Source organism: Sulfitobacter sp. L-8, from assembly GCF_056859255.1.
In genome coordinates this window covers 134,240-158,381 of sequence record NZ_JBSXOD010000046.1, presented here as the reverse complement: position 1 = coordinate 158,381, position 24,142 = coordinate 134,240, and the positions used below count along the sequence as shown (strand labels likewise).

General features: G+C 57.8%; 25 protein-coding genes. 13 read left to right on the top strand and 12 right to left on the bottom strand.

Annotated features, from left to right (window positions below; all coding sequences use genetic code 11):
* Positions 1-37: 37 nt before the first annotated feature.
* Positions 38-1,399, bottom strand: coding sequence for an FAD-dependent oxidoreductase (locus tag AC13DE_RS10290; RefSeq protein ID WP_483047760.1), 1,362 nt, complete (start codon positions 1,397-1,399; stop codon positions 38-40).
* A gap of 125 nt (positions 1,400-1,524) precedes the next feature.
* Here AC13DE_RS10290 and pepT point away from each other — a divergent pair, with 125 nt between their 5' ends.
* The 6 genes from pepT to AC13DE_RS10260 all read left to right on the top strand — a co-directional run bounded on the left by pepT (position 1,525) and on the right by AC13DE_RS10260 (position 7,711).
* The gene (pepT, locus tag AC13DE_RS10285; RefSeq protein WP_483047759.1) at positions 1,525-2,778 is read left to right on the top strand and encodes a peptidase T; all 1,254 of its coding nucleotides are present in this window, start codon (positions 1,525-1,527) and stop codon (positions 2,776-2,778) included.
* Between the two features lie 131 nt (positions 2,779-2,909).
* Complete coding sequence (gene proS / locus AC13DE_RS10280) at positions 2,910-4,250, top strand: proline--tRNA ligase (RefSeq protein WP_483047758.1); 1,341 nt, start codon at positions 2,910-2,912, stop codon at positions 4,248-4,250.
* 63 nt (positions 4,251-4,313) lie between these two features.
* Positions 4,314-4,829, top strand: coding sequence for a DUF2937 family protein (locus tag AC13DE_RS10275; protein ID WP_483047757.1), 516 nt, complete (start codon positions 4,314-4,316; stop codon positions 4,827-4,829).
* Positions 4,830-4,991: 162 nt separating this feature from the next.
* A complete protein-coding gene (locus AC13DE_RS10270) occupies positions 4,992-6,239 on the top strand; it encodes a lipoprotein-releasing ABC transporter permease subunit (protein ID WP_446312943.1) in 1,248 nt (415 codons plus the stop codon).
* Positions 6,232-6,915 carry an ABC transporter ATP-binding protein gene (locus AC13DE_RS10265; protein ID WP_446297693.1) on the top strand — a complete coding sequence of 228 codons (684 nt, stop codon included), beginning with the start codon at positions 6,232-6,234 and terminating at the stop codon, positions 6,913-6,915. Before AC13DE_RS10270 ends, AC13DE_RS10265 begins: the two co-directional genes overlap by 8 nt.
* 127 nt (positions 6,916-7,042) lie before the next feature.
* The gene (locus AC13DE_RS10260; RefSeq protein ID WP_483047756.1) at positions 7,043-7,711 is read left to right on the top strand and encodes a calcium-binding protein; all 669 of its coding nucleotides are present in this window, start codon (positions 7,043-7,045) and stop codon (positions 7,709-7,711) included.
* A 107-nt stretch (positions 7,712-7,818) separates the two neighbouring features.
* On the opposite strand, the gene AC13DE_RS10255 is transcribed toward AC13DE_RS10260, so the two are convergent.
* From AC13DE_RS10255 to AC13DE_RS10240, 4 genes are all read right to left on the bottom strand, one after another.
* Positions 7,819-8,499 (bottom strand): hypothetical protein, encoded by a 681-nt coding sequence (locus AC13DE_RS10255; protein ID WP_446312450.1) that lies wholly within the window; start codon positions 8,497-8,499, stop codon positions 7,819-7,821.
* 337 nt (positions 8,500-8,836) lie between these two features.
* Positions 8,837-9,766, bottom strand: a complete 930-nt coding sequence (locus AC13DE_RS10250; RefSeq protein WP_483047755.1) for a restriction endonuclease — start codon at positions 9,764-9,766, stop codon at positions 8,837-8,839.
* The gene (locus AC13DE_RS10245) at positions 9,759-11,720 is read right to left on the bottom strand and encodes a DNA gyrase/topoisomerase IV subunit B (RefSeq protein WP_483047754.1); all 1,962 of its coding nucleotides are present in this window, start codon (positions 11,718-11,720) and stop codon (positions 9,759-9,761) included. Before AC13DE_RS10245 ends, AC13DE_RS10250 begins: the two co-directional genes overlap by 8 nt.
* Before the next feature lie 172 nt (positions 11,721-11,892).
* Positions 11,893-12,765 (bottom strand): alpha/beta fold hydrolase, encoded by an 873-nt coding sequence (locus tag AC13DE_RS10240; protein WP_483047753.1) that lies wholly within the window; start codon positions 12,763-12,765, stop codon positions 11,893-11,895.
* Positions 12,766-12,866: 101 nt separating this feature from the next.
* Here AC13DE_RS10240 and AC13DE_RS10235 point away from each other — a divergent pair, with 101 nt between their 5' ends.
* Positions 12,867-14,240 carry an MATE family efflux transporter gene (locus AC13DE_RS10235; protein ID WP_483047752.1) on the top strand — a complete coding sequence of 458 codons (1,374 nt, stop codon included), beginning with the start codon at positions 12,867-12,869 and terminating at the stop codon, positions 14,238-14,240.
* A gap of 21 nt (positions 14,241-14,261) precedes the next feature.
* Here the strand turns inward: AC13DE_RS10235 and AC13DE_RS10230 are convergent, their stop codons facing one another.
* Positions 14,262-14,657 carry a hypothetical protein gene (locus AC13DE_RS10230; RefSeq protein ID WP_446295098.1) on the bottom strand — a complete coding sequence of 132 codons (396 nt, stop codon included), beginning with the start codon at positions 14,655-14,657 and terminating at the stop codon, positions 14,262-14,264.
* 18 nt (positions 14,658-14,675) lie between these two features.
* On the bottom strand, positions 14,676-15,878 hold the full coding sequence (locus AC13DE_RS10225; protein WP_446295097.1) for a pyridoxal phosphate-dependent aminotransferase: 1,203 nt from the start codon (positions 15,876-15,878) through the stop codon (positions 14,676-14,678).
* Between the two features lie 92 nt (positions 15,879-15,970).
* Here AC13DE_RS10225 and AC13DE_RS10220 point away from each other — a divergent pair, with 92 nt between their 5' ends.
* The 4 genes from AC13DE_RS10220 (at position 15,971) to AC13DE_RS10205 (ending at position 18,188) form a co-directional block, all read left to right on the top strand.
* The gene (locus AC13DE_RS10220) at positions 15,971-16,369 is read left to right on the top strand and encodes a helix-turn-helix domain-containing protein (RefSeq protein WP_483047751.1); all 399 of its coding nucleotides are present in this window, start codon (positions 15,971-15,973) and stop codon (positions 16,367-16,369) included.
* Positions 16,362-16,628, top strand: a complete 267-nt coding sequence (locus tag AC13DE_RS10215) for a succinate dehydrogenase assembly factor 2 (protein WP_446295095.1) — start codon at positions 16,362-16,364, stop codon at positions 16,626-16,628. Before AC13DE_RS10220 ends, AC13DE_RS10215 begins: the two co-directional genes overlap by 8 nt.
* A 111-nt stretch (positions 16,629-16,739) precedes the next feature.
* Positions 16,740-17,240 carry a MarR family winged helix-turn-helix transcriptional regulator gene (locus AC13DE_RS10210; protein ID WP_483047750.1) on the top strand — a complete coding sequence of 167 codons (501 nt, stop codon included), beginning with the start codon at positions 16,740-16,742 and terminating at the stop codon, positions 17,238-17,240.
* A gap of 111 nt (positions 17,241-17,351) precedes the next feature.
* Positions 17,352-18,188: a PhzF family phenazine biosynthesis protein gene (locus AC13DE_RS10205; RefSeq protein WP_483047749.1), complete on the top strand. Its 837-nt coding sequence runs from the start codon at positions 17,352-17,354 to the stop codon at positions 18,186-18,188.
* Here the strand turns inward: AC13DE_RS10205 and AC13DE_RS10200 are convergent.
* The 5 genes from AC13DE_RS10200 to AC13DE_RS10180 all read right to left on the bottom strand — a co-directional run bounded on the left by AC13DE_RS10200 (position 18,179) and on the right by AC13DE_RS10180 (position 22,461).
* The gene (locus AC13DE_RS10200) at positions 18,179-18,898 is read right to left on the bottom strand and encodes a DUF1194 domain-containing protein (protein ID WP_483047748.1); all 720 of its coding nucleotides are present in this window, start codon (positions 18,896-18,898) and stop codon (positions 18,179-18,181) included. The two genes, AC13DE_RS10205 and AC13DE_RS10200, sit on opposite strands and share 10 nt — an antisense overlap.
* Positions 18,895-19,605, bottom strand: a complete 711-nt coding sequence (locus AC13DE_RS10195; protein ID WP_446306425.1) for a DUF1194 domain-containing protein — start codon at positions 19,603-19,605, stop codon at positions 18,895-18,897. The genes AC13DE_RS10200 and AC13DE_RS10195 overlap by 4 nt, the downstream gene beginning before the upstream one ends.
* Before the next feature lie 11 nt (positions 19,606-19,616).
* Positions 19,617-20,051: a VOC family protein gene (locus AC13DE_RS10190; RefSeq protein ID WP_446295090.1), complete on the bottom strand. Its 435-nt coding sequence runs from the start codon at positions 20,049-20,051 to the stop codon at positions 19,617-19,619.
* 65 nt (positions 20,052-20,116) lie between these two features.
* The gene (locus AC13DE_RS10185; protein ID WP_483047747.1) at positions 20,117-21,514 is read right to left on the bottom strand and encodes a tetratricopeptide repeat protein; all 1,398 of its coding nucleotides are present in this window, start codon (positions 21,512-21,514) and stop codon (positions 20,117-20,119) included.
* 8 nt (positions 21,515-21,522) lie between these two features.
* Positions 21,523-22,461 carry a thymidylate synthase gene (locus AC13DE_RS10180; RefSeq protein WP_446295088.1) on the bottom strand — a complete coding sequence of 313 codons (939 nt, stop codon included), beginning with the start codon at positions 22,459-22,461 and terminating at the stop codon, positions 21,523-21,525.
* 200 nt (positions 22,462-22,661) lie between these two features.
* Here AC13DE_RS10180 and thyX point away from each other — a divergent pair, with 200 nt between their 5' ends.
* Both thyX and AC13DE_RS10170 read left to right on the top strand, forming a co-directional pair.
* On the top strand, positions 22,662-23,582 hold the full coding sequence (gene thyX, locus AC13DE_RS10175; RefSeq protein ID WP_483047746.1) for an FAD-dependent thymidylate synthase: 921 nt from the start codon (positions 22,662-22,664) through the stop codon (positions 23,580-23,582).
* Between the two features lie 198 nt (positions 23,583-23,780).
* On the top strand, positions 23,781-24,116 hold the full coding sequence (locus AC13DE_RS10170; RefSeq protein WP_446306426.1) for a DnaJ family domain-containing protein: 336 nt from the start codon (positions 23,781-23,783) through the stop codon (positions 24,114-24,116).
* Positions 24,117-24,142: the final 26 nt, after the last annotated feature.

The following is a 24,142-nucleotide window of genomic DNA, read 5'->3' as shown; positions in this document are numbered from 1 at the left end:
GGCGGTGATTTCAGGCCATTTGGAAGGGCGGGCGCGGTCAGTGGATTCGGACATTCTGGACGCGCAGGGTCTGTTGCACAGCCTCGATCGAGACCTGATCGAGGGCGCAGCGTTGCGCGATTGCCAATGCCGCTGCGACTCCAGCGCCCTGGCCGGTGACCGCGCAACAGGCCATGTTGCGGGTGGCGGCGTGGGCGATCCTGTCGCCGCCGATGGCGCGGCCCACCACCAGCAGGTTCTTGACCTGTTTGGGGAGCATTGCGCGGTAGGGAATGTGCATGTAGCGGCCGGTCGTCGGGATGATCAACACGCCGTACCCGTCGATGAATTCGGGGTAGATCCCGATGCTGTCATCGAAGCGGGCCTGTTGGCGCACGTCTGTTTCGGTCATGTTGTAGCGGGCGTCGATCTTACGGGTGTCGCGAATGCCGATGCTCATGCCGAAATTGCGCAGACGCGCCGCCTCGCAGCCCGGGGTATAGGCCTTGAGCGCATCGATGGCGTGCATGGCCTGGGCGCGGCCTTCGATTTCAAAGCGTGTCATGCTGTCGGGATCGGTGCCGTCGCATTCGGCGAGATGCACGAGGTTCATGTAGGTCATTTCGCCGCTGTCGTGCACAGCGCCCCAGGTGCCGCCGATAGTGTTGAGATTGGCGGGCATTCTGCCGTCGCGGATCGCCTGGGCAAAGGGCTTGGCGAGAAAGGGTGAGAACATGGAATCTTCTTTGCCGTCGGTTTCGACCACCCATTCGCCAGTGGACCAATTCGCATAGGTTTGCGGATCATCCTTCACGCCGGCCATGAAGGCGGCCTTGTCCACTCCTGCGATATGGAACATGACCGAAGCCGCCTGCATTTGCTCGACCGGTGTTTTGCGGGTGGGGGCACCTGCGCGATATGCGACATCCGCGTCACCGGTGGCGTCGATCACGATTCTGGCGAGGATCGCCTCGCGGCCTGCCTTGGATTCGACGATCACGCCTTTTATAGCGTCGCCGTCCATGATCGGGGCAACAAACTGGCGGTGCAGCATCGGGTGCACGCCTGCTTCCTCCACCAGACGGTCGGCGACCAACTTGAAGCCCTCGCTGTCCAGTTCGTAGCTGAGTGATTGCGATTCGGGCGTAGCAGCCCCCATGGCCTTGGCACGTTCTTCGAATTCCCGGCCGATGCCGCCAGCCTCGACGGTCTGTTCGTGACGGTACCATGCGAAGCCTTCGACCCCCACCACGGTGATGTTGCCACCAAAGCAGCCAAAACGGTCAAGCAGGGTCACGTCGGCCCCTGCGCGTGCGGCGGCCAGGGCGGCAGTGAGCCCGCCGGGGCCGGAGCCGATGACCAACACGCCGGTTTCATGGATCACTGGTGTTTCGCGGGCGGGTTCGAATATCGTGGTCATGGGGGGGTCTCCGATCGTGTGGCGGCTTGCAGGGTAGCGGATAATTGATCGGTCAATCAAGGACTACCCCGCTTGACAACGCGACCGGCCAGGCAGTCTTTTGCAGGGTCAATGGGAGTCTGAAAATGCGTAGTGATTTTGATCGAGAATTGGAAGAGCGGCTGGTGCGGTACGCCGCGATCGACAGCCAGAGCGACGAGGCCAGCGCACAGCGCCCGAGTACTGATGTCCAGCTGGAAATGTCGCGGTTGCTGGTATCGGAGTTGAACGCCATGGGGGCGGTGGACGTGACGTTGACCGACTATGGCGTCGTGCTTGCGACAGTGCCCGCGACCGCCGAAGGAAAAACCGTGATGGGATGGTGTGCCCATGTCGACACCGCCCCGCAATACAATGCCACGGGGGTCAAGCCGGTGGTGCATCGAGGCTACAACGGTGGCGATATCACATTTGCCGATGCCCCCGACCTGAAGCTGTCACCCGCCAATTCGCCCTATTTGGCGCAGAAGCTGGGCGAAGATATCATAACGGCCAGCGGCACCACGCTATTGGGAGCTGACGACAAAGCAGGTGTCGCGATCATCATGACCGCCGCGAGGCATCTGTTGGAAAACCCTCAGATTCCCCATGGAGCGGTGCGTCTTGCCTTTACTCCGGACGAGGAAATCGGGCGCGGCGTCGATCCGCGCCTGCCGGCTGATTTCGGTTGTGATTTCGCCTATACATTTGATGGGTCCAAGCCCGGCGAGATTGAATACGAGAGTTTTTCTGCGGACGGGGCCGTCGTGACGATAACCGGCGTTTCGGCGCATCCGGGCTGGGCCAAGGAAAAGATGGTGAACGCGCTCCATCTGGCAGCGAAGATATTGATGACCTTGCCGCATGCCACGATGACGCCCGAGACCACAGACGAGCGTGAGGGGTTCATTCACGCCACGACAATCAAGGGTGGGTCGTCAGAGGCTGAAATCAAATTCATCCTGCGCGACTTTGAGCGTGATGGGCTGGCGGCCAAGGGTGATCTGCTGCGCAAGGTATGCGCGGCGGTGCAGGCATCGGAACCACGGGCAGGGATACGTTGTGAGATCACGCCACAGTACCGCAACATGCGGTACTGGCTGGAAAACGATATGACGCCGGTGGAACTGGCGCGCGATGCGGTCCGGGCAGGAGGGATGGACCCGGTATCGGTTGCCATTCGTGGTGGTACCGACGGGTCGCGCCTGACGGAGATGGGCATTCCATGCCCGAACATCTTCACCGGCATGCAGGAGATACACGGCCCACTGGAATGGATTTCGGTGCAGGATATGGCAAAGGCAACGCAGGTGGCGCTGGAACTGGCGATGCGTACCGCGACACTCCCCACGTCCGAATAGCAAACGCGGCGCGCCGACAACGCACACGGATGACCCAAGCCGTCTGGTCAGCCAAGTATCTCGGGTCTTGGTGATTGTTTCCCTCATGGGTTTGGCATAATCAGGTCTGAATTCAGTCTGAGAGGATCATCATGCGTCTGTCCCGTTATTTTTTGCCTGTGCTCAAGGAAAACCCGTCCGAAGCGCAGATTGTCAGCCACCGGTTGATGTTGCGGGCGGGCATGATCAAACAATCGGCGGCGGGGATTTATTCTTGGTTGCCGTTGGGCTTCAAGGTGCTGCGTAAAATCGAGAACATCGTGCACGAAGAACAGCAGCGCGCCGGGCACATTCCCATGCTCATGCCAACGCTTCAATCCGCCGATCTTTGGAAGGAATCGGGGCGATATGATGCGTATGGTCCTGAGATGCTGCGCATCAAGGACCGTCAGGACCGGGACATGCTGTATGGTCCGACTAACGAAGAGATGATCACCGACATCTTTCGCAGCCACGTCGGATCATACAAGGATCTGCCGCTGACCCTGTATCACATCCAGTGGAAATTCCGCGATGAAGTCCGTCCTCGGTTTGGGGTGATGCGGGGGCGCGAGTTTCTGATGAAAGATGGGTACAACTTTGATTTGACAAAAGAGGACGCATTGCACGCCTACAATCGCCACTTGGTCAGCTATTTGCGCAGTTATGAACGCATGGGGCTGCAAGCCATCCCGATGCGCGCCGACTCCGGGCCCATCGGCGGCGATGATACGCACGAATTTCTGGTGCTGGCGGAAACCGGAGAATCAGAAGTGTTCTATGACAGCCAGATCACTGAACTGAATTTCGGTGAGCGCGAGATTGACTACGATTCGGTTGAACAGTGCCAGTCGGTGCTCGAGGAGTTCACCTCGCGGTACGCGCGGACAGATGAAACTCATGATGCCGCCTTGTTCGAGGAAATTCCGGAAGACCGACGCCGCACGGCCCGTGGCATCGAAGTTGGCCAAATTTTCTATTTCGGCACCAAATATTCCGAGCCTATGGGGGCTACCGTGCAGGGCCCCGATGGCAAACCTGTGCCGGTGCACATGGGTTCACACGGGATCGGGGTCAGCCGTTTGGTCGGGGCGATCATTGAGGCAAGCCACGACGACAAAGGCATCATCTGGCCGGAAGGCGTCACGCCGTTTCACGTCGGGATCGTCAACCTCAAGCAAGGCGACGATCAGGCGAACGGTGCGTGCGACGCCTTGTATGACAGCCTAAAGGCGTTGGGTCTTGATCCGCTTTATGACGATCGGGATGAACGGGCGGGCGGCAAGTTTGCCACGATGGATCTGATCGGCCTTCCGTGGCGTATCACGGTTGGCCCGCGCGGGTTGAAAAACGGTGTGGTTGAATTGACCTCGCGGCGGACCGGCGAAAGCGAGGAGATGGCCCCTGAGACAGCCGTCGAAAGGTTGGCCGGGATTTATCGCGGTATCGTCTAAACGCAACACGGAGGGTCGAGAGATGGGAACGATGACCGCTGGCTCGACTGATGCCTGGTTCCCATGATCCTTCGCGCGCTGACATTTGCTGGCGGAATCACCGGGGCGGTCCTGGCATCGCAGTTCCCCGAGTATTCGCAGCAGTATCTGCAAAGGCTGGGCGGGGCGGTCGATGCCTTGCACGAGGTCACCGCTGATTTCGACGCCAGCGCCCAGGCCGTGGGCATGTCACGCGCAGAGGCGTTGGCCCAAATGACCGGAAGCCCCTTCATGGAGCGCCATCGCATGGACATGTCAGCGACATTCACGCGCTATGAAACGCTGCGCGATACGCTGCACAAGCTAGAGGGGCAGGGACCGTTCATGCGCGCGTATTATCTGCCGCGCATGAACGACCCGCAGATAGCCAAGGCCGCATGGGGGGCTTTCCAGCCTGCGGTGCCGCTTGGGTTTGCCGGGGCGGTATTTGCGGGATTTGGGTTCGTGATCGGTGCATTAGGGGTGGGCATCCTGCTAGGGGTATTGGCGCAGCCTTTCAAACGGCGCAGGCACCGAACGCAACTTCCGTCGCATGATTGATATCCGCACCCGCTGACTTTAACCTATACCGACCCTTGCTCATCACTCGCAGCTTGACCCTATGCGGCTAAACCAGCAGGTTGCGCCCGATTGATCCTTGCCCGGAGACCCCCCTTGGCCAACCCAGTTTCCAAGACACCACCCTTTGCCCCATTCGAATGGATGATCGCATGGCGATATCTTCGGGCGCGACGTGCCGAAGGCGGTGTCAGCGTCATGACGTGGATCAGTCTGATCGGCATCACGCTGGCCGTGTTTGCGCTCATCGCTACTTTGGCGGTCCGGTCGGGGTTTCGAGCTGAATTCGTCGATACGATCCTGGGGGCGAATGCCCATGTGACCGTGTACAACATGGCGGCCGTGGACGACAACGGCGTTACCCAGACCGGGATCGCGGATTATACCGAAATGGCCGCGCGGGTCGCCCAAGTTCCCGGCGTCACCCACGTAGCCCCGTTGGTGCGCGGGCAGGTTATGGCGAACAAGGGCCAGGCGAACGCGGGCATCGAAGTGTACGGGATCGAGGGTGCCGATCTTGCGAAACTTCCACGCATCGCCAACCCGGAAACCGCCGAAGGTGACCTTGCCGATTTTGACCAAGGCATTGCGATCGGTTCCGGTGTGGCACAGGCGTTGCGCGTCGGTGTGGGCGACAAGATCAAGCTGATCTCTCCGAACGGCGTCAAGACAGCATTCGGAACCAGCCCGCGGGTGAATGCCTATGACGTGGTGTATATCTTCAGCGCCGGGCGCTATGATATCGACCGTACCCGGGCCTATCTGCCGCTGGCTGAAGCGCAATCGTTCTTCAATCGCGAGGGCGTCGCTGACGAGCTTGAAGTCATGGTCGAGAACCCCGACAACGTCGATGCGCTGACCATGCCGTTGCTCTCGGCTGCCGGTGACCGCGGTATGATCTGGACATGGCGAGATGCGTCCGGGTCATTCTTGGATGCTCTTGATATCGAGGATCGGGTGATGTTCGTAATCCTCAGCATTCTGGTGCTGATCGCTGCAATGAACATCGTGTCGGGGCTAATCATGCTGGTCAAGAACAAGGGCCGCGATATAGGTATTTTGCGCACGATGGGGTTGAGCGAGGGATCGGTCCTGAGGGTCTTTTTCATCTGCGGGGCCTTCACAGGCATCATTGGAACGGTGATGGGGGTGATTTTGGGCAGTCTTTTCGCGCTGTATGTCGACCAGATATTCGGCGTTGTGAACTGGCTTTCCGGGGGAACCGCTTGGGATGCGTCGATTAGGGGCATCTATTTTCTTCCCGCCAAGCTTCAGCTCGGTGACGTTCTGTCGGCGGTGGGGCTTTCCTTGGGTCTCTCGTTTGTGGTGACCATATTTCCCGCGCGTCGTGCCGCTCGGATGAACCCGGTAGAGGCGCTGCGCTATGAATGACCCCGTGTTGCGCCTTGCCGGCATCGACAAATCCTACAACCCCGGATTGCCCAACCAGGTAAACGTATTGCGCGGCATCGACCTGACCGTCGCCTCGGGCGAGGTCGTCGCCCTGGTCGCCCCATCGGGTGCAGGAAAATCCACACTGCTGCACATCGCGGGGTTGCTGGACACGCCGGATAACGGCATCGTTGAAATCGCCGGGACGGACATGACCGGTGAATCGGACCGCAAGCGTACCGGAGTGCGGCGGCGTGATGTCGGGTTCATCTACCAGTTTCATCACCTTCTGCCCGAATTTTCCGCACTTGAGAACATCGTTCTGCCCCAGCTTGCCAACGGCGTATCGCAAGCGGATGCGCGCAGCCGCGCCCTGTCATTGTTGGACGAGGTCGGCATCGGTCATCGCGCAGATCACCGTCCCGCAGCCCTGTCGGGGGGCGAGCAGCAACGTGTCGCTTTTTGCCGGGCGCTTGCCAATGCACCCAGATTGCTGCTGGCCGACGAACCTACGGGTAACCTTGACCCTGCGACGTCTGATCAGGTCTTTGCCGCGTTGATGGCGCTGGTGCGTGGGACCGGCCTGTCGGCGGTGATTGCCACGCATAATCTTGAACTGGCATCGCGTATGGATCGGCAAATAAGGTTGGACAGTGGTCGCCTGGTCGCCATTTGAATCCATTCACTGGTTGAAAAACGCCCATTGGTGACACAAAAGCAGGGTAAACGCCTTATTTATATCACATGTTCACCCAAAAGGTGACATGCTGAATCAGCATACCGATTCCGAACAGGATATTGATATGTCACCTCTTTTATTACTTCTTTTCGCAGCCTTTGGTTCGATGGTTGCCGTATTCGACCCGTTTAGCGGGAACGACGACACAGACATGCCTGAAGATGATTCGATGCGGATAGGCGACGAAGACCAGTTTGTCGACAGCAATGGAACGACCTTGTCAGAATTCGCCGCAGAACTCGAGGCAGAGAGCTCGAATGAAGGGCTAAGCGACAGCGAGTCCGTTTCGGGAAGCGACGATGACGACATCCTGAACGGGAGTTCGGGGGCTGACATCATCGAGGGCGGCGACGGGGACGATGTGCTTTCAGGCAGTGAGGCGGGCTCCGCTGACGACGACATGCCCGATCAGTTATTCGGAGAAGACGGCGACGACCTCTTGTACCTCGGCTCCGAAGACACGGGCACGGGTGGAGAAGGCGCGGACACCTTCATTGCGACAGCAGATGCGCAAGGGAACGTGACGATAGAAGATTATAACGTCGAACACGACGCGCTGGTTGTCGAAACCGATGACGAGAACACGTTCGTCACGCATCAGACGGTGTCTGAGGGATCGCTGAAAGTGTCATTGAGCACCGGTTTGACGATCACCTTGCCAGGTGTCGATAACCCGTTGAACGACGATGTCATTTCGTTTGTTCTGACGAACCCGCTGCGCGACGGGGGCTGATCGGCTGTGCCTGCGTATCGCGCCGCACCAGCAATGCAAATCACCGCTACGCCGCAATCGGAGCCGATCGTTTAGGCGCGTCCCCCAAAGCCGGGGCGGGGCAACGCTCACCCGCAGATGCCGTTCAGATCAACGCCGCTCCAAGGCATCTTTACCTCGTATGTGCGATTTTGCGGCAGCTCGGCCACGGGCATGACCTGGCTGATCAACGCGCGCAGACGCTGGGTCCGGGGCGCTTGCGGCGCAAGTGCGCGGCAACAGACGAATTCCTCGACTATGGAGCCTTGTTGTTCATAGGCGAAATCGCTGAACTTGGGATCAGAGTCGAGATCGAACAAATACGGATCAACCCCGCCGGTGTGTTCAAACGCCGCGCGCAGGGGGCTATAGCCGGTGGTCGCCCGGTTTTGCCATTGCCAAACATGGGTCAGCTCGTGGCTGAATATCATCGCGGCGATCAATCCGATCCGGTCGGGATAATCGGGCAGATAATCGTCGAGATACCAGTCCTTGTCGAACAACACAGTATTCCAAAGCGCAATGGCGGCGGGCTTGGTGGTGATGACTTCGCCGACCTTTTCAGGCGGCAGGATCCGTTCGCGACAGGTGGTGCGCGGCCGCGCCTGACGCGTCATCGTCACCCCCCGCGAAGGCGACCCATTATGCAGCCGCGCTTGGCGTACGTTCAGGGTTTCGCCCATGATGGTGCGGGCGAATGCCTGCTCATTCTCGGTTAACGGGCGCCCACAAGAGGCGAGGAACAGCAAAAGGGTGAGGGTACGGATCATACCGAAACGTTGGGTGAAAGCGGGGTGGTGATCAAGCGGTATTTTGCGAGGGGGGTGAGACCCGTCTCGGAAACCTTCCGGGGGAAGGTTTCAGGGTCGAACGGGCGGGGCCTCGGATGGGCGGCAGTTAGGGGCCGTAGCGGATACCCGGCGGAACAGATGTTAAGGGTCGTGCCTGACCCTGGGGCGGAGGCCGTCTTGCAAACTGTCCGGGGGACAGTTTGAGGCTGGAGCGGTCGAAGACCAGGGGGCACGAAGTGCGCCCTCCCGTCGGGAGGGTCGGGCGCGGCCCGAGGCGGGGCCTCGGGTGGTAAATACCAATGTGTCGAGATTAATATTAAACTTCGTCAAAAAACGTTTCGTCCAGTTCCATTAGTCTAACGACTGATTTTTGGCGACATCCAATTCCATAAGTTATCATTAAGTTTGCCAGTCTTTCGCCATCGATTAGCACGATGCGGCCTCCCAATGCTTGTGCGGTGTCCTTGGCGGAAGTGGTGAACTTTGACGTGGTTACAAATATACCTTTGGTTGCTTTATGGATGCTCAACGCACCAAAAAAATCTCTGATATCACCTGACCCAACAACATTTTCGGAAGCATAGCGCTTTGCTTGGATATATATCTGGTCGACGCCAAGAGGATCCTGGTCAATTACGCCATCAATACCGTTGTCACCTGACTTCCCAAGTGCACGGCCAGCGTTTTCTGACGAACCTCCGTAACCCATGCCAATTAACAATTCAACAATGAGTTGTTCAAAGAACGCGGGGGAGGCTTCCTGTGTAGCTTTCAATAAACTGGTTGAAAGAGTTTTGTTCCAGCGCTTGAGGGCATCCTCAATTTGTTCGTCCGGGGTTTCGCCTTTAGTCGCAGTTGTATCAGAAACTTCTAGCTCACCAGTCTTATTTGAACGCTGGCGAAACTCCTGAAATGCTTCGTACTTATCTAGATACTTGACGTCTATTTCGTTGGTGACGTCGTTGAGCGCTAGTAATCCTGTATCTGTTAACTCGAACCACCCCCGCTGGGTATTTTTGACAAGCCCGGCTTGCTTTAGATAGGATCTTGCCCAGTGTATACGGTTGGCGATTACGGTCTGTTTCCCACTGGGAAGCAAGACTTCGCGTTGATTGCTAGATAAGCCTAATGCGTCAGAAATTTCCTCTACAACTTCCGATATCTTTCGGGGACTACTTTCAGCTGACTTCAAAACCGGTCGCATGAGCATTTGGTAGGTCGGAATGCCATCCCTTTCATCAAACATCCAGCTCCTCCACAAACTGGGCGTTCTCCTGGATGTACTGGTATCGCAGTTCCGGTTTCTTCCCCATCAGACGCTCGACCAGATCGCTGGTTTCCCCGGCGATGTCCTCTTGCACGGTGACGCGGATCAGCTTGCGCGTCGTGGGATCCATCGTGGTTTCTTTCAGGTCCTTCGCGTCCATTTCGCCCAGACCCTTGAAGCGTTGCAAATCAATCTTGCCTTTGCCGCCAAGACCTTTTTCCAGCCACATGTCCTTTTCTGCGTCGTCAGACACATAGACGCGCTTGGCGCCTTGGGTCAGGCGGTACAGCGGCGGGCAGGCGAGGTAGAGATGCCCCGCATCGATCATCGGGCGCATCTGCGTATAGAAGAACGTCATCAGCAGCGCCGCGATATGGGCCCCGTCGACATCCGCATCGGTCATAATGATGATCTTGTCATAGCGCAGATCATCAAGGTTGAACTTCGTGCCCATCCCGACGCCAAGCGCTTCGCACAGGTCGTTGATCTCGGCGTTGGTGTTCAGCTTGCCGGATGCCGCGCCCAGAACGTTCAGGATCTTGCCCTTTAGCGGCAGCAGCGCCTGATTGACGCGGTTGCGCGCCCCCTTGCCGGAGCCACCGGCGGAATCGCCCTCCACGATGAACAGCTCGGTGCCTTCGCGGGTCTTGGACGTACAGTCGGTCAGCTTGCCGGGCAGGCGCAGCTTTTTCGTGGCGGTCTTGCGCGCGGTCTCTTTTTCCTGACGACGGCGCAGGCGTTCTTCGGCGCGCAGCACAAGGAAATCAAGGATCGCCCCGGCGCTTTTGGTATCCGCCGCCAGCCAGTTGTCAAAGTGGTCGCGCACGGCGTTTTCCACCATGCGCTGCGCGTCCACCGTGGCCAGCCGGTCCTTGGTCTGGCCGACGAATTCCGGCTCGCGGATAAAGCAGGACACCAGCGCGCAGCCGCCGGTGATCAGATCATCGCGGGTGATGGTGCCGGCCTTCTTGTTGCCGACCAGATCGCCGTAGGCTTTGACGCCCTTCAGGATCGCGGACCAGAAGCCGGCCTCGTGGGTGCCGCCTTCGGGGGTGGGGATGGTGTTACAATAGGACTGGATGAAGCCATCGCGCGACGGCGTCCAGTTGATTGCCCATTCGACCTTGCCCGGTGCGTTGAATTTCTCGCGGAAGTCGACGGTGCCGCCAAAGGGGTGTTCGGCGTAGGTTGTCGACCCTTTCAACGTTTCGTTCAGATAATCCGATAGGCCGCCGGGAAAGTGGAACGTCGCCTCTTGCGGGGTGTCGCCGTCCTGCTGGCCGCATTTCCAGCGGATTTCGACGCCGGAAAACAGATAGGCCTTGGACCGCGCCATCGCGAACAGCCGCGCGGGCTTGAGCTTGAGCGCGCCAAAGATCTCTGCATCGGGGTGGAAGGTGACAGAGGTACCGCGCCGGTTCGGGGCCGCGCCGATCTTTTCAAGCTTGCCTTGGGGGATGCCGCGCGAAAACTCCATCGCGAAAAGCTCGCGGTTGCGCGCGACCTCGACCCGCAGGTGGTCTGACAGCGCATTCACGACCGACGAGCCCACGCCGTGCAGACCGCCCGATGTTTCATAGGAATCGCCCGAGAACTTGCCACCTGCATTCAGCGTGCAGAAAATGATCTCCAGCGCCGATTTGCTGGGGTCTTTGGGGTGCGGATCGGTAGGGATTCCGCGCCCGTTGTCGCGCACGGTGACGTGGCCGTTTTCATGCAGCTCCAGCTCGATCCAGGTGGCATGGCCCGCAACCGCCTCGTCCATCGAGTTATCGATGATTTCCGCGACCATATGGTGCAGCGCGCGGTCGTCCTTGCCCCCGATGTACATACCGGGGCGCAGGCGCACGTGCTCCATATCCTCGAGAACCTGGATCGAAGAGGCATCATATTCCTTGGCTTTGGGCTGCGCACCGGAAAGGAGATCGGACATGAAGGGGCCTGCCTGTATATTGCTTTTGTTAGGGTGGTACTATGCCAGACCGTTAGCGTCGGGGGAAGGGTGGATGGCATCGCAAAAACCACAGTTTGCAGAGGTTGTGGCGTCGGACCGCAGCTTGGCTGCGCACGGGCCCGTGGCGGGACCCGCGAGGCGGCGCTCGTTCCTAGAGCCACCTGAGAATCGCGTCGGCGATTTCGTCCGGCTTTTGGTGGTGCAACCAGTGGTCGGCACCGTCGATCGACACGCGGGTCAGGTTCGGGGCAAAGTCTTCCAGCCCTTCGGTAGACTCGGGCAACAGCGCGGTGTCGTCCCTGCCCCAGATCAACAGGTGAGGGCAGCGGATTTGCAGTCGGGCGGGGTCGAATGTCAGCGCGTTTTCCAGCCGCTCGCCCGGCCCACCAAGTCTGAGAGGCGATGCACGATACCAGTTGATCATCCCACGCAAACCCGCTGCATCACGCCACGCCGCTTTGTAGCCGACCAGGGTATCGCCGTGCAGCCAACTCATGTTCATATGCGCGGAAAACAATCCCATCAGTTTAGCAAAATCATCTGCGGCAAGAATATCCTCGGACCCCTCACGCCGCAAAAAGTGGATGTATTGCGAGGCATCGGTCTGCGGACCGCCCTTGGCAAGTTCGCGCTGGAATGGCGCAGGGTGAACGCCGTTCATGATGCTAAGCTTTGACACAAGATCCGGGCGGCCGATCGTCAATGCATAAGCGACCGACGCCCCCCAGTCATGGCCCAACACGATAACGGGCGCGTCCCCGATAAGCGCCACCATATCCGACACCAGTTGCGACGTTTTATAGTGTTCAACTTCTGACGGTCGCCAGCTTTGGCCATAACCGCGTTGGTCGGGGGCGATGCAGTGGAACCGTTCAGCCAATAAAGGCGCAAGTTCGGCCCACGCGCCCGAATGCTCGGGGAAACCGTGCAGCATCAATAACCGTGGTGCATTTTCATCGCCCCAGTGGCGGATGTAAAAGGGCTTGCCATTCAGGTCGACGGTTTCGGTCCAATGGGCTGTCATGCTGTCATCTCCATTTTTCGGCACGGCTGGGTTGAAATTTCGCGGTCGTCACAAGACAAGCGGGTCTTTCCCTTACCACGATCGCACAGTATGTGGGAAAGATGACAATGAAAATGACATATGCGGGGCACGCGCGCGCGATCACCATAATGGGTCTGCCGCTGGTCGGAGGACATCTGGGGCAGGTGGCCATTGGGGTCACCGACACTGTCATGGTGGGGTGGTACAGCGTCGAAGGGCTTGCCGCCGTCACACTTGCAAGCACCTATTTCTTTGTCCTGCTGATATTTGGATCGGGCTTCGCATGGGGGGTGATGCCAATGGTGGCCGCCTTTGACGCCGAAGGCGACGAAGTCGGGCTGCGCCGCGCCACCCGCATGGGGCTGTGGCTCTCGCTCGGATTTGCGCTGCTCGCGTTGCCGCTGTTCATATGGTCCGGGCCGATCATGGGATTGATGGGGCAGGAACCTGAGCTGGCTGAAATGGTCCGGCAATATCTGATGATCGCAGGCTGGGGCATCATTCCTGCGCTGCTGGTCATGGTGCTCAAAAGTTATCTTGCAGCGCTAGAGCGCACTCAGGTTGTGTTCTGGATCACGATATTTTCCGCGGTGGTGAACGCTCTGGCCAACTACATGTTCATTTTCGGGAACTGGGGCGCACCGGAACTGGGGGTGCGCGGCGCGGCCATTGCATCGCTGACGTCGCATAGCGCGTCTTTGCTGGCGGTCGTTATATACGTGCTGAAAGCGATGCCTGAACATCAGATTTTTGTGCGTTTATGGCGTCCCGATTGGGAAATGCTGGCACGGGTATTCCGCTTGGGGCTTCCCATCGGGGTGACAGGGTTAAGCGAGGTAGGGCTGTTCGCGGCGTCCGCGGTGATGATGGGGTGGCTGGGTACTATCGCACTGGCCGCCCACGGTATTGCGCTGCAACTGGCGTCTATCACGTTCATGATCCACCTGGGAATCAGCAATGTCGCGACAATACGCGCCGGCAATGCCTTTGGCCGTCGCGATCCAGCACACCTGGTTCGGGGTGCGGTTACAGCCACGACGATGTCGCTGTTGGTGGCAGCGGCGACCATTGTCGGTTTCGTTCTATGGCCGGAGCCATTGATCAATGCATTCATGCAGCGTGATGAGCCCGCCCGGGACCAGATTCTTGCGGTTGGGGTCGGCCTGCTGGCGATGGCAGCGCTGTTTCAGCTGGTCGATGGGGCCCAAGCCGTGGCACTGGGGCTATTGCGGGGCGTTCAGGATACCAAAGTGCCGATGATCCTTGCCGGGATCAGCTATTGGGTCGTCGGCATCCCGGCGTCTTATCTTTTTGGGTTCATGTTGGGGCTGAACGGCATCGGGGTCTGGCTTGGTCTGGTGGTAGGGTTGGGTGTGGCGGCGCTGCTGCTAAACGCACGCTTTTGGACGACCACCCTGAAGGCACTAATGCCGGCCCCAAGCATTAACATCTGACTAAGGAACGTGCGCCGGAGCCTAATTGAGCCGGTCCGCCTTTTTACGCACCAAGGCGTTGCGCAAATCATGCATGGCCATCAGCAAACGGTCAGTAACGACGTCAAGCTGGTCTTCCGTCGCCTTGGACTGAACCCATTGAGTGGTCAGGTTCAGGTGGTCCAAGGCACGGTGGATGTCATCCATTTCACGTCGCGCAAGAATTTGTTTTCGCTCTTCCATCCATGCCTGGATACGCGCCAGGTCGTCGTCGGACAGCACACGTTCGCCTTGTGGCTTGATCTCTCCGTTACGGATATTGACCACGGCAATCTGATCCATCTCGATCCGACGTTGCCGATTTTCGGTATCCACACGAAACACCGCTGCTCCGTTTTCGCGAACCCTAAAGTAATAGTCTGGCAAATCGCTCGACATGGCGTGGTCCTTCGTGCTTCAGGTCAATTTTGCGCAAAAGCTCTGAATTCGTGTGCAAGCTTCCTTGAGCGCCTCGTCGGAGGTTGCATAGCTGATGCGAAAATTCGGTGACAGACCGAACGCCGCCCCGAAAACCACAGCGACGCCGGTTTCCTCCAGCAATGCGGTGGCAAAGCTTTCGTCATCGGAGATTTCGACGCCCGCCGCCGATGTCTTGCCGATCAGCCCCGCGATGGAAGGATAGACATAGAATGCGCCTTCGGGAACAGGACACACGATGCCGTCGATATCGTTCAGCATATCCACCACCAGATTGCGACGGCGCACGAACATCTTGTTGTTCTCGGGAATGTAATGCTGCGTACCATTCAACGCTTCTACCGCCGCCCATTGGCTGATGGTGCAGGGGTTTGACGTGGACTGCGATTGTACCTTGCGCATCGCCCCGATCAGCTTTTCTGGACCGGCGGCATAGCCGATGCGCCAACCCGTCATGGCATAGGCTTTGGACACGCCATTCACGGTCAACGTGCGGTCATACAGGGCCGGTTCAACCTGCGCGGGGGTGCAGAATTTGAAATCATCATAGGCCAGATGTTCATACATATCGTCGGTCATTACCCAGACATGCGGGTGCCGCATCAAAACATCCGTAAGCGCTTTCAATTCATCCCAGCTATAGCCCGCGCCGGTGGGGTTCGACGGCGAGTTGAAGATGAACCATTTGGTATTTGGCGTAATCGCTTCTTCCAACGCGTCCGGCGTAAGTTTGAAATTATTCTCAAGCGTGGCGGGGGCAATAACCGGAGTACCGCCTGCCAGCAGTACCATGTCGGGGTAGCTGACCCAATACGGGGCCGGAATTACCACCTCTTCGCCGGGGTTCATTGTCGCCATCAGCGCGTTGTACAAGATCTGCTTGCCGCCGGTGCCAACGCTGATCTGCGCGGGCACATAGTCCAACCCGTTGTCGCGCTTGAATTTGTCGCAAATCGCACGCTTCAGTTCGGGAATCCCATCGACAGCGGTGTATTTGGTCTTGCCTGCGTTGATTGCAGCGATACCGGCATCCTTGATATTCTGCGGCGTGTCGAAGTCGGGTTCACCTGCGCCGAGCCCAATCACATCCTTGCCTGCGGCTTTCAGTTCGGCTGCCTTTTGGGTTACAGCGATGGTGGGCGACGGTTTTACGCGCGCAAGGGTCTTGGACAGCAGTTCCATTTCGGCCTCAGTTTGATATATGTACGTCACCCTCATACGGCTGAGCCACGCACCGTTCAAGCGACATCGGTGTCAAAAACAGGAGAGACACAATGACTGAGAATGAAGACTGGTACGGATCCGAGGTTGCTACCTTTGGTGATCGTGTCGCTGCTGCACGCGAGAACGCAAACATGACCCAAGCGGCATTGGCCAAACGTATCGGTATCAAGCAGTCAACGTTGCGCGCCTGGGAGGATGATCTGTCTGAACCACGCGCGAACCGCCTTTCAACCTTGGCGGGTATACTGGGGGTCTCCATGATGTGGCTGATCAATGGTGAAGGCGAGGGGGTCGATGCGCCCGAAGACGTATCGACAAATGCTGCAAGCGTGAAGGAAGTCTTGATCGCGCTGCGTGAAGTGCGTGCCGACATGCTGAAGCGGGCCGAACAGGTCGGACGTCTGGAAAAGCGACTACGTGGCATTCTTCAGGGTGAAACCCGTGACTGAGCTTTATGAATATAAGGTGAAACGCTTGCATATGAGATCGATGCGGCGTGGCATAAAGGAAATGGACCTGATCTTGCCGTCCTATGCTTCTCAAAGGCTTGCGACGATGGATGAGGACGGTTTGTCGCTGTATGATCAAATGCTCAGCGAAAATGATCACGATCTTTATCAATGGGTTACGGGGCAGTCTGTCGTACCGGATGAATATTCGGGCCTAATTGCGGATATCCAGGCGCATCTGGCGGACAACCCTCTGTAAGTCCCGAAACTTGCGCGAAAACCACCCATTTGAACGGCATCCGTTTGGTTTAACGATATATTTTAGTTTCTTCTCCAGTTTCTGACCCACAGTCAGAGTTGGAGAAGAAATATGAGTATTCAAGATTCCCTTACCATACCGGGCTCTCATGCGAACTTTATGCAAGGTTATCTTGATGCATTAAGCCTTGTTGAAAGATTGCACCGCTTGCTGCTGGACGTGATCAAAGATGAATTCGAACGGGTCGGGGTGATAGAAATCAACGCCGTTCAGGCATTGCTCCTGTTCAACATCGGGGACAACGAAGTAACCGCGGGCGAGCTGAAAACGCGCGGATATTACCAAGGCAGCAACGTCAGCTACAATTTGAAAAAGCTGGTTGATATGGGCTATATGCATCATCAGCGATGCGAGATCGACCGCAGATCAGTGCGGGTGCGCCTGACGGAAAAAGGCCGGCATATAAGCGGGGTGGTATCGGACCTGTTTGGCCGTCACGCTGTAGGGTTGAAAAAGAAAGGTGTTCTTGGCCCGGCCGGGATGGAAGATGTCACCCTCTCGCTCAAGCGGATGGAGCGATACTGGTCCGATCAAATTCGCTATATTTACTGACTTTCTTCCGTACGCTTTTTGATATGAGGCATTCCGGATCAGTGGGTCTGGACCTCGGCAATCTTGCGGATCATGATGGCGTCATGCACGAAACCCTAGGTTAGGCGGAAAATGAACCTGATGCACCCATTGCGGCTTGCTGCTTTCGCGATTGACCAACAGGGGGGCAATCCTGCCGGGGTTGTGATCGCGGATCACCACCCAACGGACGCAGAGATGCGCCAGATCGCAGCTGATGTGGGGTATTCCGAAACAGTTTTTGCCCGCGCCGCCGGGGACGGATGGCGCGTTCGTTATTTCTCGCCGGAAAGCGAAGTCCCTTTTTGCGGTCATGCCACCATTGCCTTGGGGGCTGCCTTGGCGGATCGGTTCGGCGACGGCATCTTTGATCTGACCTTAAATGCAGCCCAAATAACCGTCGAGGGTCGACATTCAGACACCCATTTACACGCAGCGCTGCAATCGCCGCCCACGAAAAGCAAACCCGCAACGGAGCCGGTTACCGAGGCGGCGCTGCAATTGTTCGGCCTAACCGCCAACGACCTGGACCCACGGATAAAACCCTCGCTGGCCAACGCTGGTGCAGATCACCTGATCCTCACTTTGAACAGTCGCGCCACGCTGGCCGGCATGGCTTATCCGCTGGATCCAGGCAAGAAGTTGATGAGGACGCACGGATTGGTCACCATCGCGCTGGTCTGGCCAGCATCCGACACACTGTTTCACGTAAGAAATGCCTTTGCCTCCGGCGGTGTCCTGGAAGACCCGGCCACAGGGGCTGCGGCGGCGGCATTTGCCGGGATGCTGCGCGATATCGACTGGCCCCATGGGGGCGAGATTACCTTGATCCAAGGCGAGGATATGGGCGCAAAATCAATGATAACCGCCCAGATTTCGCCCACTCCGGGAAGCTCGATCCGCATCAGCGGGGGGGTGCGCTATCTTTGATCCGCCGTAAGCTGGGCGACAGACAGACCGGCCAATTCACGCAATAACTTGCGTACCATTGCAGCCTCATAATCGGCATACCCTCTCGCGGTCTCAGCAAAAGCGTCGGCACCTGTAATGACTTCCGCTTTGAAATATGCCGCTAGATCTTCGTTGCCGGCATCGCTACCTTCAACGGGGCGCGGACGGTCCAAAGTGACAACCAGCGCATTGACCGTTATCCCCATGCCCGCCATGTTGTTTTTGACATCTCGGGGACGTGGCCCGAGGTTGGACTTTCCATCACCCGAAATGTCCAAGGTGCGCTTTGCACAATCCGGGCGCTGGCTCAGGTGTTGTGCGCCCGCTGCCATGGCCGCGCCAAGTGCGGTACCCGGCGACGCATCGCGACGCGCGGTGCTGGCCAACTGATCAATAACTTCATCTATTGTGGCGCTTCCGGAGATATCGGTCCAAGGCACCAGAACTCTTTGATCATCCGGGCCGCTCCATTCATAGATCAGCACCGAAACCACTGCGGGTCGTGTTGCCAGCAAAGCGTCACGCACATTGGGGTTGCCCAAGGCTGACGCGACACCATCCAGCTGCAATCGATATTCGCGCGCATCGACCGATCCCGAAACATCAAGCCCCAGAACCAGCGCTTGGCGACATGGGGCGGCGTTTGCAGTCCCTGTCAGTGCAAGAGCCGCGGCCAACGCCCTTATCATCCGGCGGACTCCGGCTTGCGAAGCTGCCCAATGGCAGGGGGTGTCAGTTCTCTCTCCAGTTTAATCCGCATCGCGCGCTCATAGTCTCGAAAGCCGTTGGCTATGATCAGAAAAGCCCCCGGGCCGTGCAGCACCTGGTTTTGGTAATAGTCAACCAGTTCCACTTCGGCTTCAAACTCTGCAGCGTTCACCACCAAACCGTTGACCGTCACGTCGCCAAACGGGAATTCCGTATAGGCAAGCTGCGGTCCAAAACCTTCGTTGTTTTGACCGTCACCAGCCATGTCGAGAGTGGCATAAAGACATTCCGGCCCGCGCTCCAGCAGTGCCGCCCCAAAACCAAGCCCGTATCCCATGGCGGTAGGGAAATCATTATAGCTCCGCTTGCTGTATGCGATGGTTTCCGATGCTTCGCGCAGGGCGGAGGGGCTATCGATCATCCGCCAATCCAGTATGATGTGCTGATTGTATCGCCCTGACCATTCATAAACAGCCAGAGCGACAGGCAGATCAGACGAGAAAAAGGCTGTTCTGACCGGTTCGGACAGCAACGCCGAGGCCAATCCGCCGCGTTGCAACCTGTCTTCTTCGGCATCGACCGAACTGGACACATCCATCGCCAGAACCAAGGCCAACCTGCACCCTGCGGCGGATGCCGCCGCCGGCACAGTCATCAACAGTACTGAAAACGATAAATTTTTCAGCACCTTTCCGATCATTACCAATGGCCGGTGTTTGCCATGCTTGCCCAAGGTTCGGCTGGCTCAAGCGCGTCACCTTCTTGGAGCAATTCGATTGATACATTGTCAGGCGACCGAATAAACGCCATGCGCCCGTCACGTGGGGGGCGATTGATCGTCACGCCGTTATTCCGAAGCATCTCGCAAGTCTCGTAGATGTTTTCAACCGTATAGGCGAGGTGACCGAAATGGCGACTGTCGTCCGGCAATGCATCATCACCGTCCCAATTATAGGTAAGCTCTACATCCGCATGACCGTCATCCTGGCCCGGGGGGCACATGAATATAAGCGAAAACCGGCCTTCTTCATGATCGATCCTGCGGCGTTCTTGCAGCCCCAGCAGTTCATAGAAAGCCTGGGATTTTTCCAGATCTTTAACGCGTACCATTGTGTGAAGATACTTGATCGGCATGGGAGGTCCTTTTGATCTAATTGCGCCTTGAACCTAGCATGGCTGGTAGATCATGCCAGCACTTCTCAGAATTTTGATCGAATGCCCACGGCGACAGAGATTTCTCGGGTATCGAACCTGCTGACATTCGACTGGGTGCGTCCTGCGCGGATCCTTACCGTGGGGGCAAAGCCCGCGTAATCCATATCAGGCAAAAAGATATTCACATCTGCATAGGCTGACCGGTCCTGTTTGCCGCCGGGCACGTTGAAAACGGCTACGTAGTCTGGATAATCTGATCGGCCAAGCACCAGCCCCACGCTTACCAGCGCGGGACCAATCTGGTCGGCAAAGCTATAGGTCATACGCACGGCGGCGGCCGAGACACGGCTGTTTACAAAGTCGCTGGCGGTGTTCAGCAGGTTCAGTGATACAGAGACACTGTCCCCCCATCCCAAAGTGTGCCGCGCACCGGCGACGACCCCGAGCGTGCGGCTGTCATAGATGTCTGACCGCGCGGAAAATCGTTGTTCCACGCTGGAGTTCAGGGTCAATGCCGTCCGCGCGTTCATCTGCCACTGATGGCCTGCCCCCAAGCGGACAAAGCCATAATTGGGGTTACCCCCTATCCAGTATCGGCCAACCGCGGCATTAACGTCTACGCTGCTTCCCGGGCTACCGATCGCGAATTGTTGGTTCAACGCGATTTCGCCATAGGTGCTTGCCAAGTCGCTGTTGCGCACATTGGGCGCGGTTGTATTCGCTGCGCTGTCCAATGCGATGCGCTGCACAAACACCCGCGCGGAAACGTCCATGCGCGACGTAGCCGTACCGCGCAATCGATAGCCCACGATCCCGTCGATTGACCCAATCACGCCGGACAACGCCTGCGCCGATCCGCTTAGCTGCCCCGTGAACGGAAGCCCGTCGATCACTTGCTGGGCGGTATCCGCCCCGTTGTTGACGTTGGTAGAAGGTCTTAGCCCGCCGCTCAGAGAAAAAGAAAACGGGTTTTGTTGCCGGACTTTGGCGTAATCCTTTGCCAGCTGTGCCTCTATCTGCGCGGAGGGAGCGTGCTGCACCGCGCGACGCAACCATAGCTGCGTCAGGGTAGGCCGTTCTTCTGCATAGGAAAGCCGGGCTGCCAGCTCGGCCGCCTCGAATTTCTGGACGGGTACTGTTGAATAGCGATAGGCACGTGACGCCGCCTGGCGGCCTTCGCGGTTGCGGCCCATCTCGGCGTAAGCGTTGGCCAGCACGTAATGCCCATATGTGGATCTGGGGTCGGCCTCCAGCAGACCGCCGGCTATCTTTGAGGCCAGTTCGGGTCGGCCATTGGACAATGCGTGCGCCGCCAATGCCCGTGCCTCGGGTAACGAAAGCTCAACAGCGTTTTGCTGCGCCCGGGTCCAGTGGGGGGCGACGGATAGGGCAACTGCGACGCAGACCACGGCAAGAGTTTGCGGTTTCAAGACACCTTGCATGCGCGCCCTTAGCGCACGGGCTGATTGCAGATCGGATCTTCGTTCGGCTGGCCACACTGCGCCAACACGAATGCACCATATTCGATTACCGGGTCCAAGTTGTCTGTCGGGGATGCCAGATGCTGCTCGGCGCGAACCACTCCTGCCACCTCGGTCGCGCCGACACCGCCGAAAATCCCGCCATATTCGCCGACGGTCGTATTCCTCTGCGATGCGGTACCAAGGAAGCTCCCGTCTTCGGCAATAGCCGTCCCATCCAGCGCAATGTTGGGAACGCTATAGGGCGCGTCGGTTTTATAGTCCACGATTTCCCGCTGGTAGATGATCCCATCAACGGTTGCATCGGTAAAGTCGCCGGTGATAACTACTTTTCCGGTAACCTCCGCCGCCTGCACAGACAGCGGGTCATCCGGTGTGCCTGGCGTGACTGAGGTCAAATCCTCGCCTGAGCCTTCGATATTCAGCAGCCCGACATAATTGCCAGCATAAGTCACCAGACCACCTTCGCCCTGCGTTCCGGGTTGTACCGGTGCTACATACGACGCACTTGAATATCCAGCGCCCGAAAAGAATTCCTCAAACTGGCCGCCGGTAACGATTACAGTTGCACGGGTACCATTGATGTCTTTCACGTAGGCGGTGACGTGGCGATCCAGTGAACCGTCCTGTGCTGTGTATGCTTCATATCCCGCTCGATCCAAGCCAGGACGGCGGCGATAAGCTGCGGTAAACTGGCTGTCGTCTGCGTTGATGCCCGTAACGGTGAGGGTCTGGGCAGTGGGGTTATACGCGAAGCTTTTCAAGTTGTTGGCCAGTGTTTCGGGGATGGCGGTGCCGCCTGTCCCGTTTCCACCACCATTTACAACGGTCACGGAGTTGAACGGGGTACCACCGCCGCATGCCGCCAACCCCAGACACAGCGCGAACCCTGATACACCGGTTTTCATAATCCATTTGCCTCAAATATTCTTTTTGTTGAGACAACAGTCGCTATTTCGCGGTGCGATTGTCAATGTTCCAACAACGTTCGGGCGTATTCTCCGCGAAAGTGCTACCCAAAAACAATACTGCATATAGCGGTTTCGATGTGGGCTTGGCGCAGATATAGTGAGGGCCGAATCTACGCCCATATGACAGGACGTCCCCCATGCCACTGAATAAAGACCAACAAGCCGAAATCGACGCCCTGCGCGCGCATCCCAGACCTACCTTGCGGGCTGTGTCCGAAGGCATGGAGGCCCATCTGTACAAGGCGATCCCCGTTCTGGACCACGGGTTTGTGCGCGTCATTGACTATATGGGCGATGATGCTGCGATTTGCCAGGCGGCACGGGTCAGCTATGGCAAAGGCACAAAAACAGTACAGAATGACGAAGGGCTGATCCGCTATCTCATGCGGCACTGGCATTCCACCCCGTTTGAAATGTGCGAAATCAAGTTGCACGTCAAACTGCCGGTATTTGTCGCGCGGCAGTGGATACGCCACCGGACAGCAAACGTGAATGAATATTCTGCCCGCTATTCGATCCTTGACCGCGAGTTCTATATTCCGAGCCCCGACCACGTGAATGCGCAAAGTGTCGTGAACAATCAGGGGCGCGGCGGCGTGCTTGAGGGCGAGGAAGCGGCCCGTGTGCTTGAAATTCTCAAGACCGACAGCAACCGCGCATATGACAACTACGAGTCGATGATCGGCGAAACCGGCCCCGATGGGCAGCCCCAGGACGGCCTGGCACGGGAACTGGCGCGGATGAATCTACCCTCAAACATCTACACGCAGTGGTATTGGAAGGTAGATTTGCACAACCTGTTCCATTTCCTGCGACTGCGGGCCGATGCCCATGCCCAATACGAGATCCGCGTTTACGCAGATGCAATCTGCAACCTCGTGGCAGATTGGGTCCCAGCCGCTTATTCCGCGTTCGAGGATTACCGCCTGGGCGGGGCGACACTGTCGGGCAAGGCTCTCGATTGCATTCGCAGAATGGTGAAGGGCGAAGAGGTCACCCAGGAAAGTTCCGGGATGTCAAAAGGGGAATGGCGCGAATTTCAGCAGGTTGTACGGTAGCCCGCTTTTTTTAAATGAAATCAGCAGCATAAGCTACCGCTCCTCCTGCCCTGAAGGTCGGTGATGCATGCGAAGCGGCCGTCTCGTGCAGGATCTTGAGCGATCGCCTTGTTGCTTCTGGAGACGTTCCGCGCATTGACATAAAATGACCTCTGTGTTCTCGATCGGAAAGCAATGTCGGCCGGAAAGCTACATAGTATGCCCGAACCCTTTGAGCGCCTCGTAGAGCGGCAAATCCAGAAGGCCCTTGCTGAGGGCAAACTGCGTGGCCTAGAAGGTGAGGGGAGACCGCTAGCAGACCGCTCGGGCGAGGCATTCATTGACATGGCGACGGCAGTAGCGGGCCGCATAATGGCCGAGGCAGGTGCCTTGCCCGAGGAATTCAAAATCAAGAAGCTGCTCGATGCGGCGAAGCAGAGCTACAGGGAGGCAGAGGGTGACGATGCCAAACACGTTGCGATGGCTCTGATCGCTGACCTCCAGCAACGTTACAACATAGCCGTGGAGGCGCGGCGGCGGTTCATGGGGACTTAGCAGCAAGCGGTTCAGTGTCCGCCGCA

What these genes read in the sequence shown, in the direction of transcription:
- AC13DE_RS10260 (WP_483047756.1), top strand. Translation starts at nt 7,043, where the DNA reads ATGTCACCTCTTTTATTACTTCTTTTCGCAGCCTTTGGTTCGATGGTT.
- AC13DE_RS10270 (WP_446312943.1), top strand. Translation starts at nt 4,992, where the DNA reads ATGATCGCATGGCGATATCTTCGGGCGCGACGTGCCGAAGGCGGTGTC.
- AC13DE_RS10250 (WP_483047755.1), bottom strand. Translation starts at nt 9,766, where the DNA reads ATGTTTGATGAAAGGGATGGCATTCCGACCTACCAAATGCTCATGCGA.
- AC13DE_RS10265 (WP_446297693.1), top strand. Translation starts at nt 6,232, where the DNA reads ATGAATGACCCCGTGTTGCGCCTTGCCGGCATCGACAAATCCTACAAC.
- AC13DE_RS10170 (WP_446306426.1), top strand. Translation starts at nt 23,781, where the DNA reads ATGCCCGAACCCTTTGAGCGCCTCGTAGAGCGGCAAATCCAGAAGGCC.
- pepT (WP_483047759.1), top strand. Translation starts at nt 1,525, where the DNA reads ATGCGTAGTGATTTTGATCGAGAATTGGAAGAGCGGCTGGTGCGGTAC.
- AC13DE_RS10200 (WP_483047748.1), bottom strand. Translation starts at nt 18,898, where the DNA reads ATGATAAGGGCGTTGGCCGCGGCTCTTGCACTGACAGGGACTGCAAAC.
- AC13DE_RS10245 (WP_483047754.1), bottom strand. Translation starts at nt 11,720, where the DNA reads ATGTCCGATCTCCTTTCCGGTGCGCAGCCCAAAGCCAAGGAATATGAT.
- AC13DE_RS10190 (WP_446295090.1), bottom strand. Translation starts at nt 20,051, where the DNA reads ATGCCGATCAAGTATCTTCACACAATGGTACGCGTTAAAGATCTGGAA.
- AC13DE_RS10255 (WP_446312450.1), bottom strand. Translation starts at nt 8,499, where the DNA reads ATGATCCGTACCCTCACCCTTTTGCTGTTCCTCGCCTCTTGTGGGCGC.
- AC13DE_RS10185 (WP_483047747.1), bottom strand. Translation starts at nt 21,514, where the DNA reads ATGCAAGGTGTCTTGAAACCGCAAACTCTTGCCGTGGTCTGCGTCGCA.
- AC13DE_RS10230 (WP_446295098.1), bottom strand. Translation starts at nt 14,657, where the DNA reads ATGTCGAGCGATTTGCCAGACTATTACTTTAGGGTTCGCGAAAACGGA.
- AC13DE_RS10290 (WP_483047760.1), bottom strand. Translation starts at nt 1,399, where the DNA reads ATGACCACGATATTCGAACCCGCCCGCGAAACACCAGTGATCCATGAA.
- AC13DE_RS10205 (WP_483047749.1), top strand. Translation starts at nt 17,352, where the DNA reads ATGAACCTGATGCACCCATTGCGGCTTGCTGCTTTCGCGATTGACCAA.
- AC13DE_RS10225 (WP_446295097.1), bottom strand. Translation starts at nt 15,878, where the DNA reads ATGGAACTGCTGTCCAAGACCCTTGCGCGCGTAAAACCGTCGCCCACC.
- AC13DE_RS10220 (WP_483047751.1), top strand. Translation starts at nt 15,971, where the DNA reads ATGACTGAGAATGAAGACTGGTACGGATCCGAGGTTGCTACCTTTGGT.
- AC13DE_RS10180 (WP_446295088.1), bottom strand. Translation starts at nt 22,461, where the DNA reads ATGAAAACCGGTGTATCAGGGTTCGCGCTGTGTCTGGGGTTGGCGGCA.
- proS (WP_483047758.1), top strand. Translation starts at nt 2,910, where the DNA reads ATGCGTCTGTCCCGTTATTTTTTGCCTGTGCTCAAGGAAAACCCGTCC.
- AC13DE_RS10235 (WP_483047752.1), top strand. Translation starts at nt 12,867, where the DNA reads ATGACAATGAAAATGACATATGCGGGGCACGCGCGCGCGATCACCATA.
- thyX (WP_483047746.1), top strand. Translation starts at nt 22,662, where the DNA reads ATGCCACTGAATAAAGACCAACAAGCCGAAATCGACGCCCTGCGCGCG.
- AC13DE_RS10275 (WP_483047757.1), top strand. Translation starts at nt 4,314, where the DNA reads ATGATCCTTCGCGCGCTGACATTTGCTGGCGGAATCACCGGGGCGGTC.
- AC13DE_RS10210 (WP_483047750.1), top strand. Translation starts at nt 16,740, where the DNA reads ATGAGTATTCAAGATTCCCTTACCATACCGGGCTCTCATGCGAACTTT.
- AC13DE_RS10240 (WP_483047753.1), bottom strand. Translation starts at nt 12,765, where the DNA reads ATGACAGCCCATTGGACCGAAACCGTCGACCTGAATGGCAAGCCCTTT.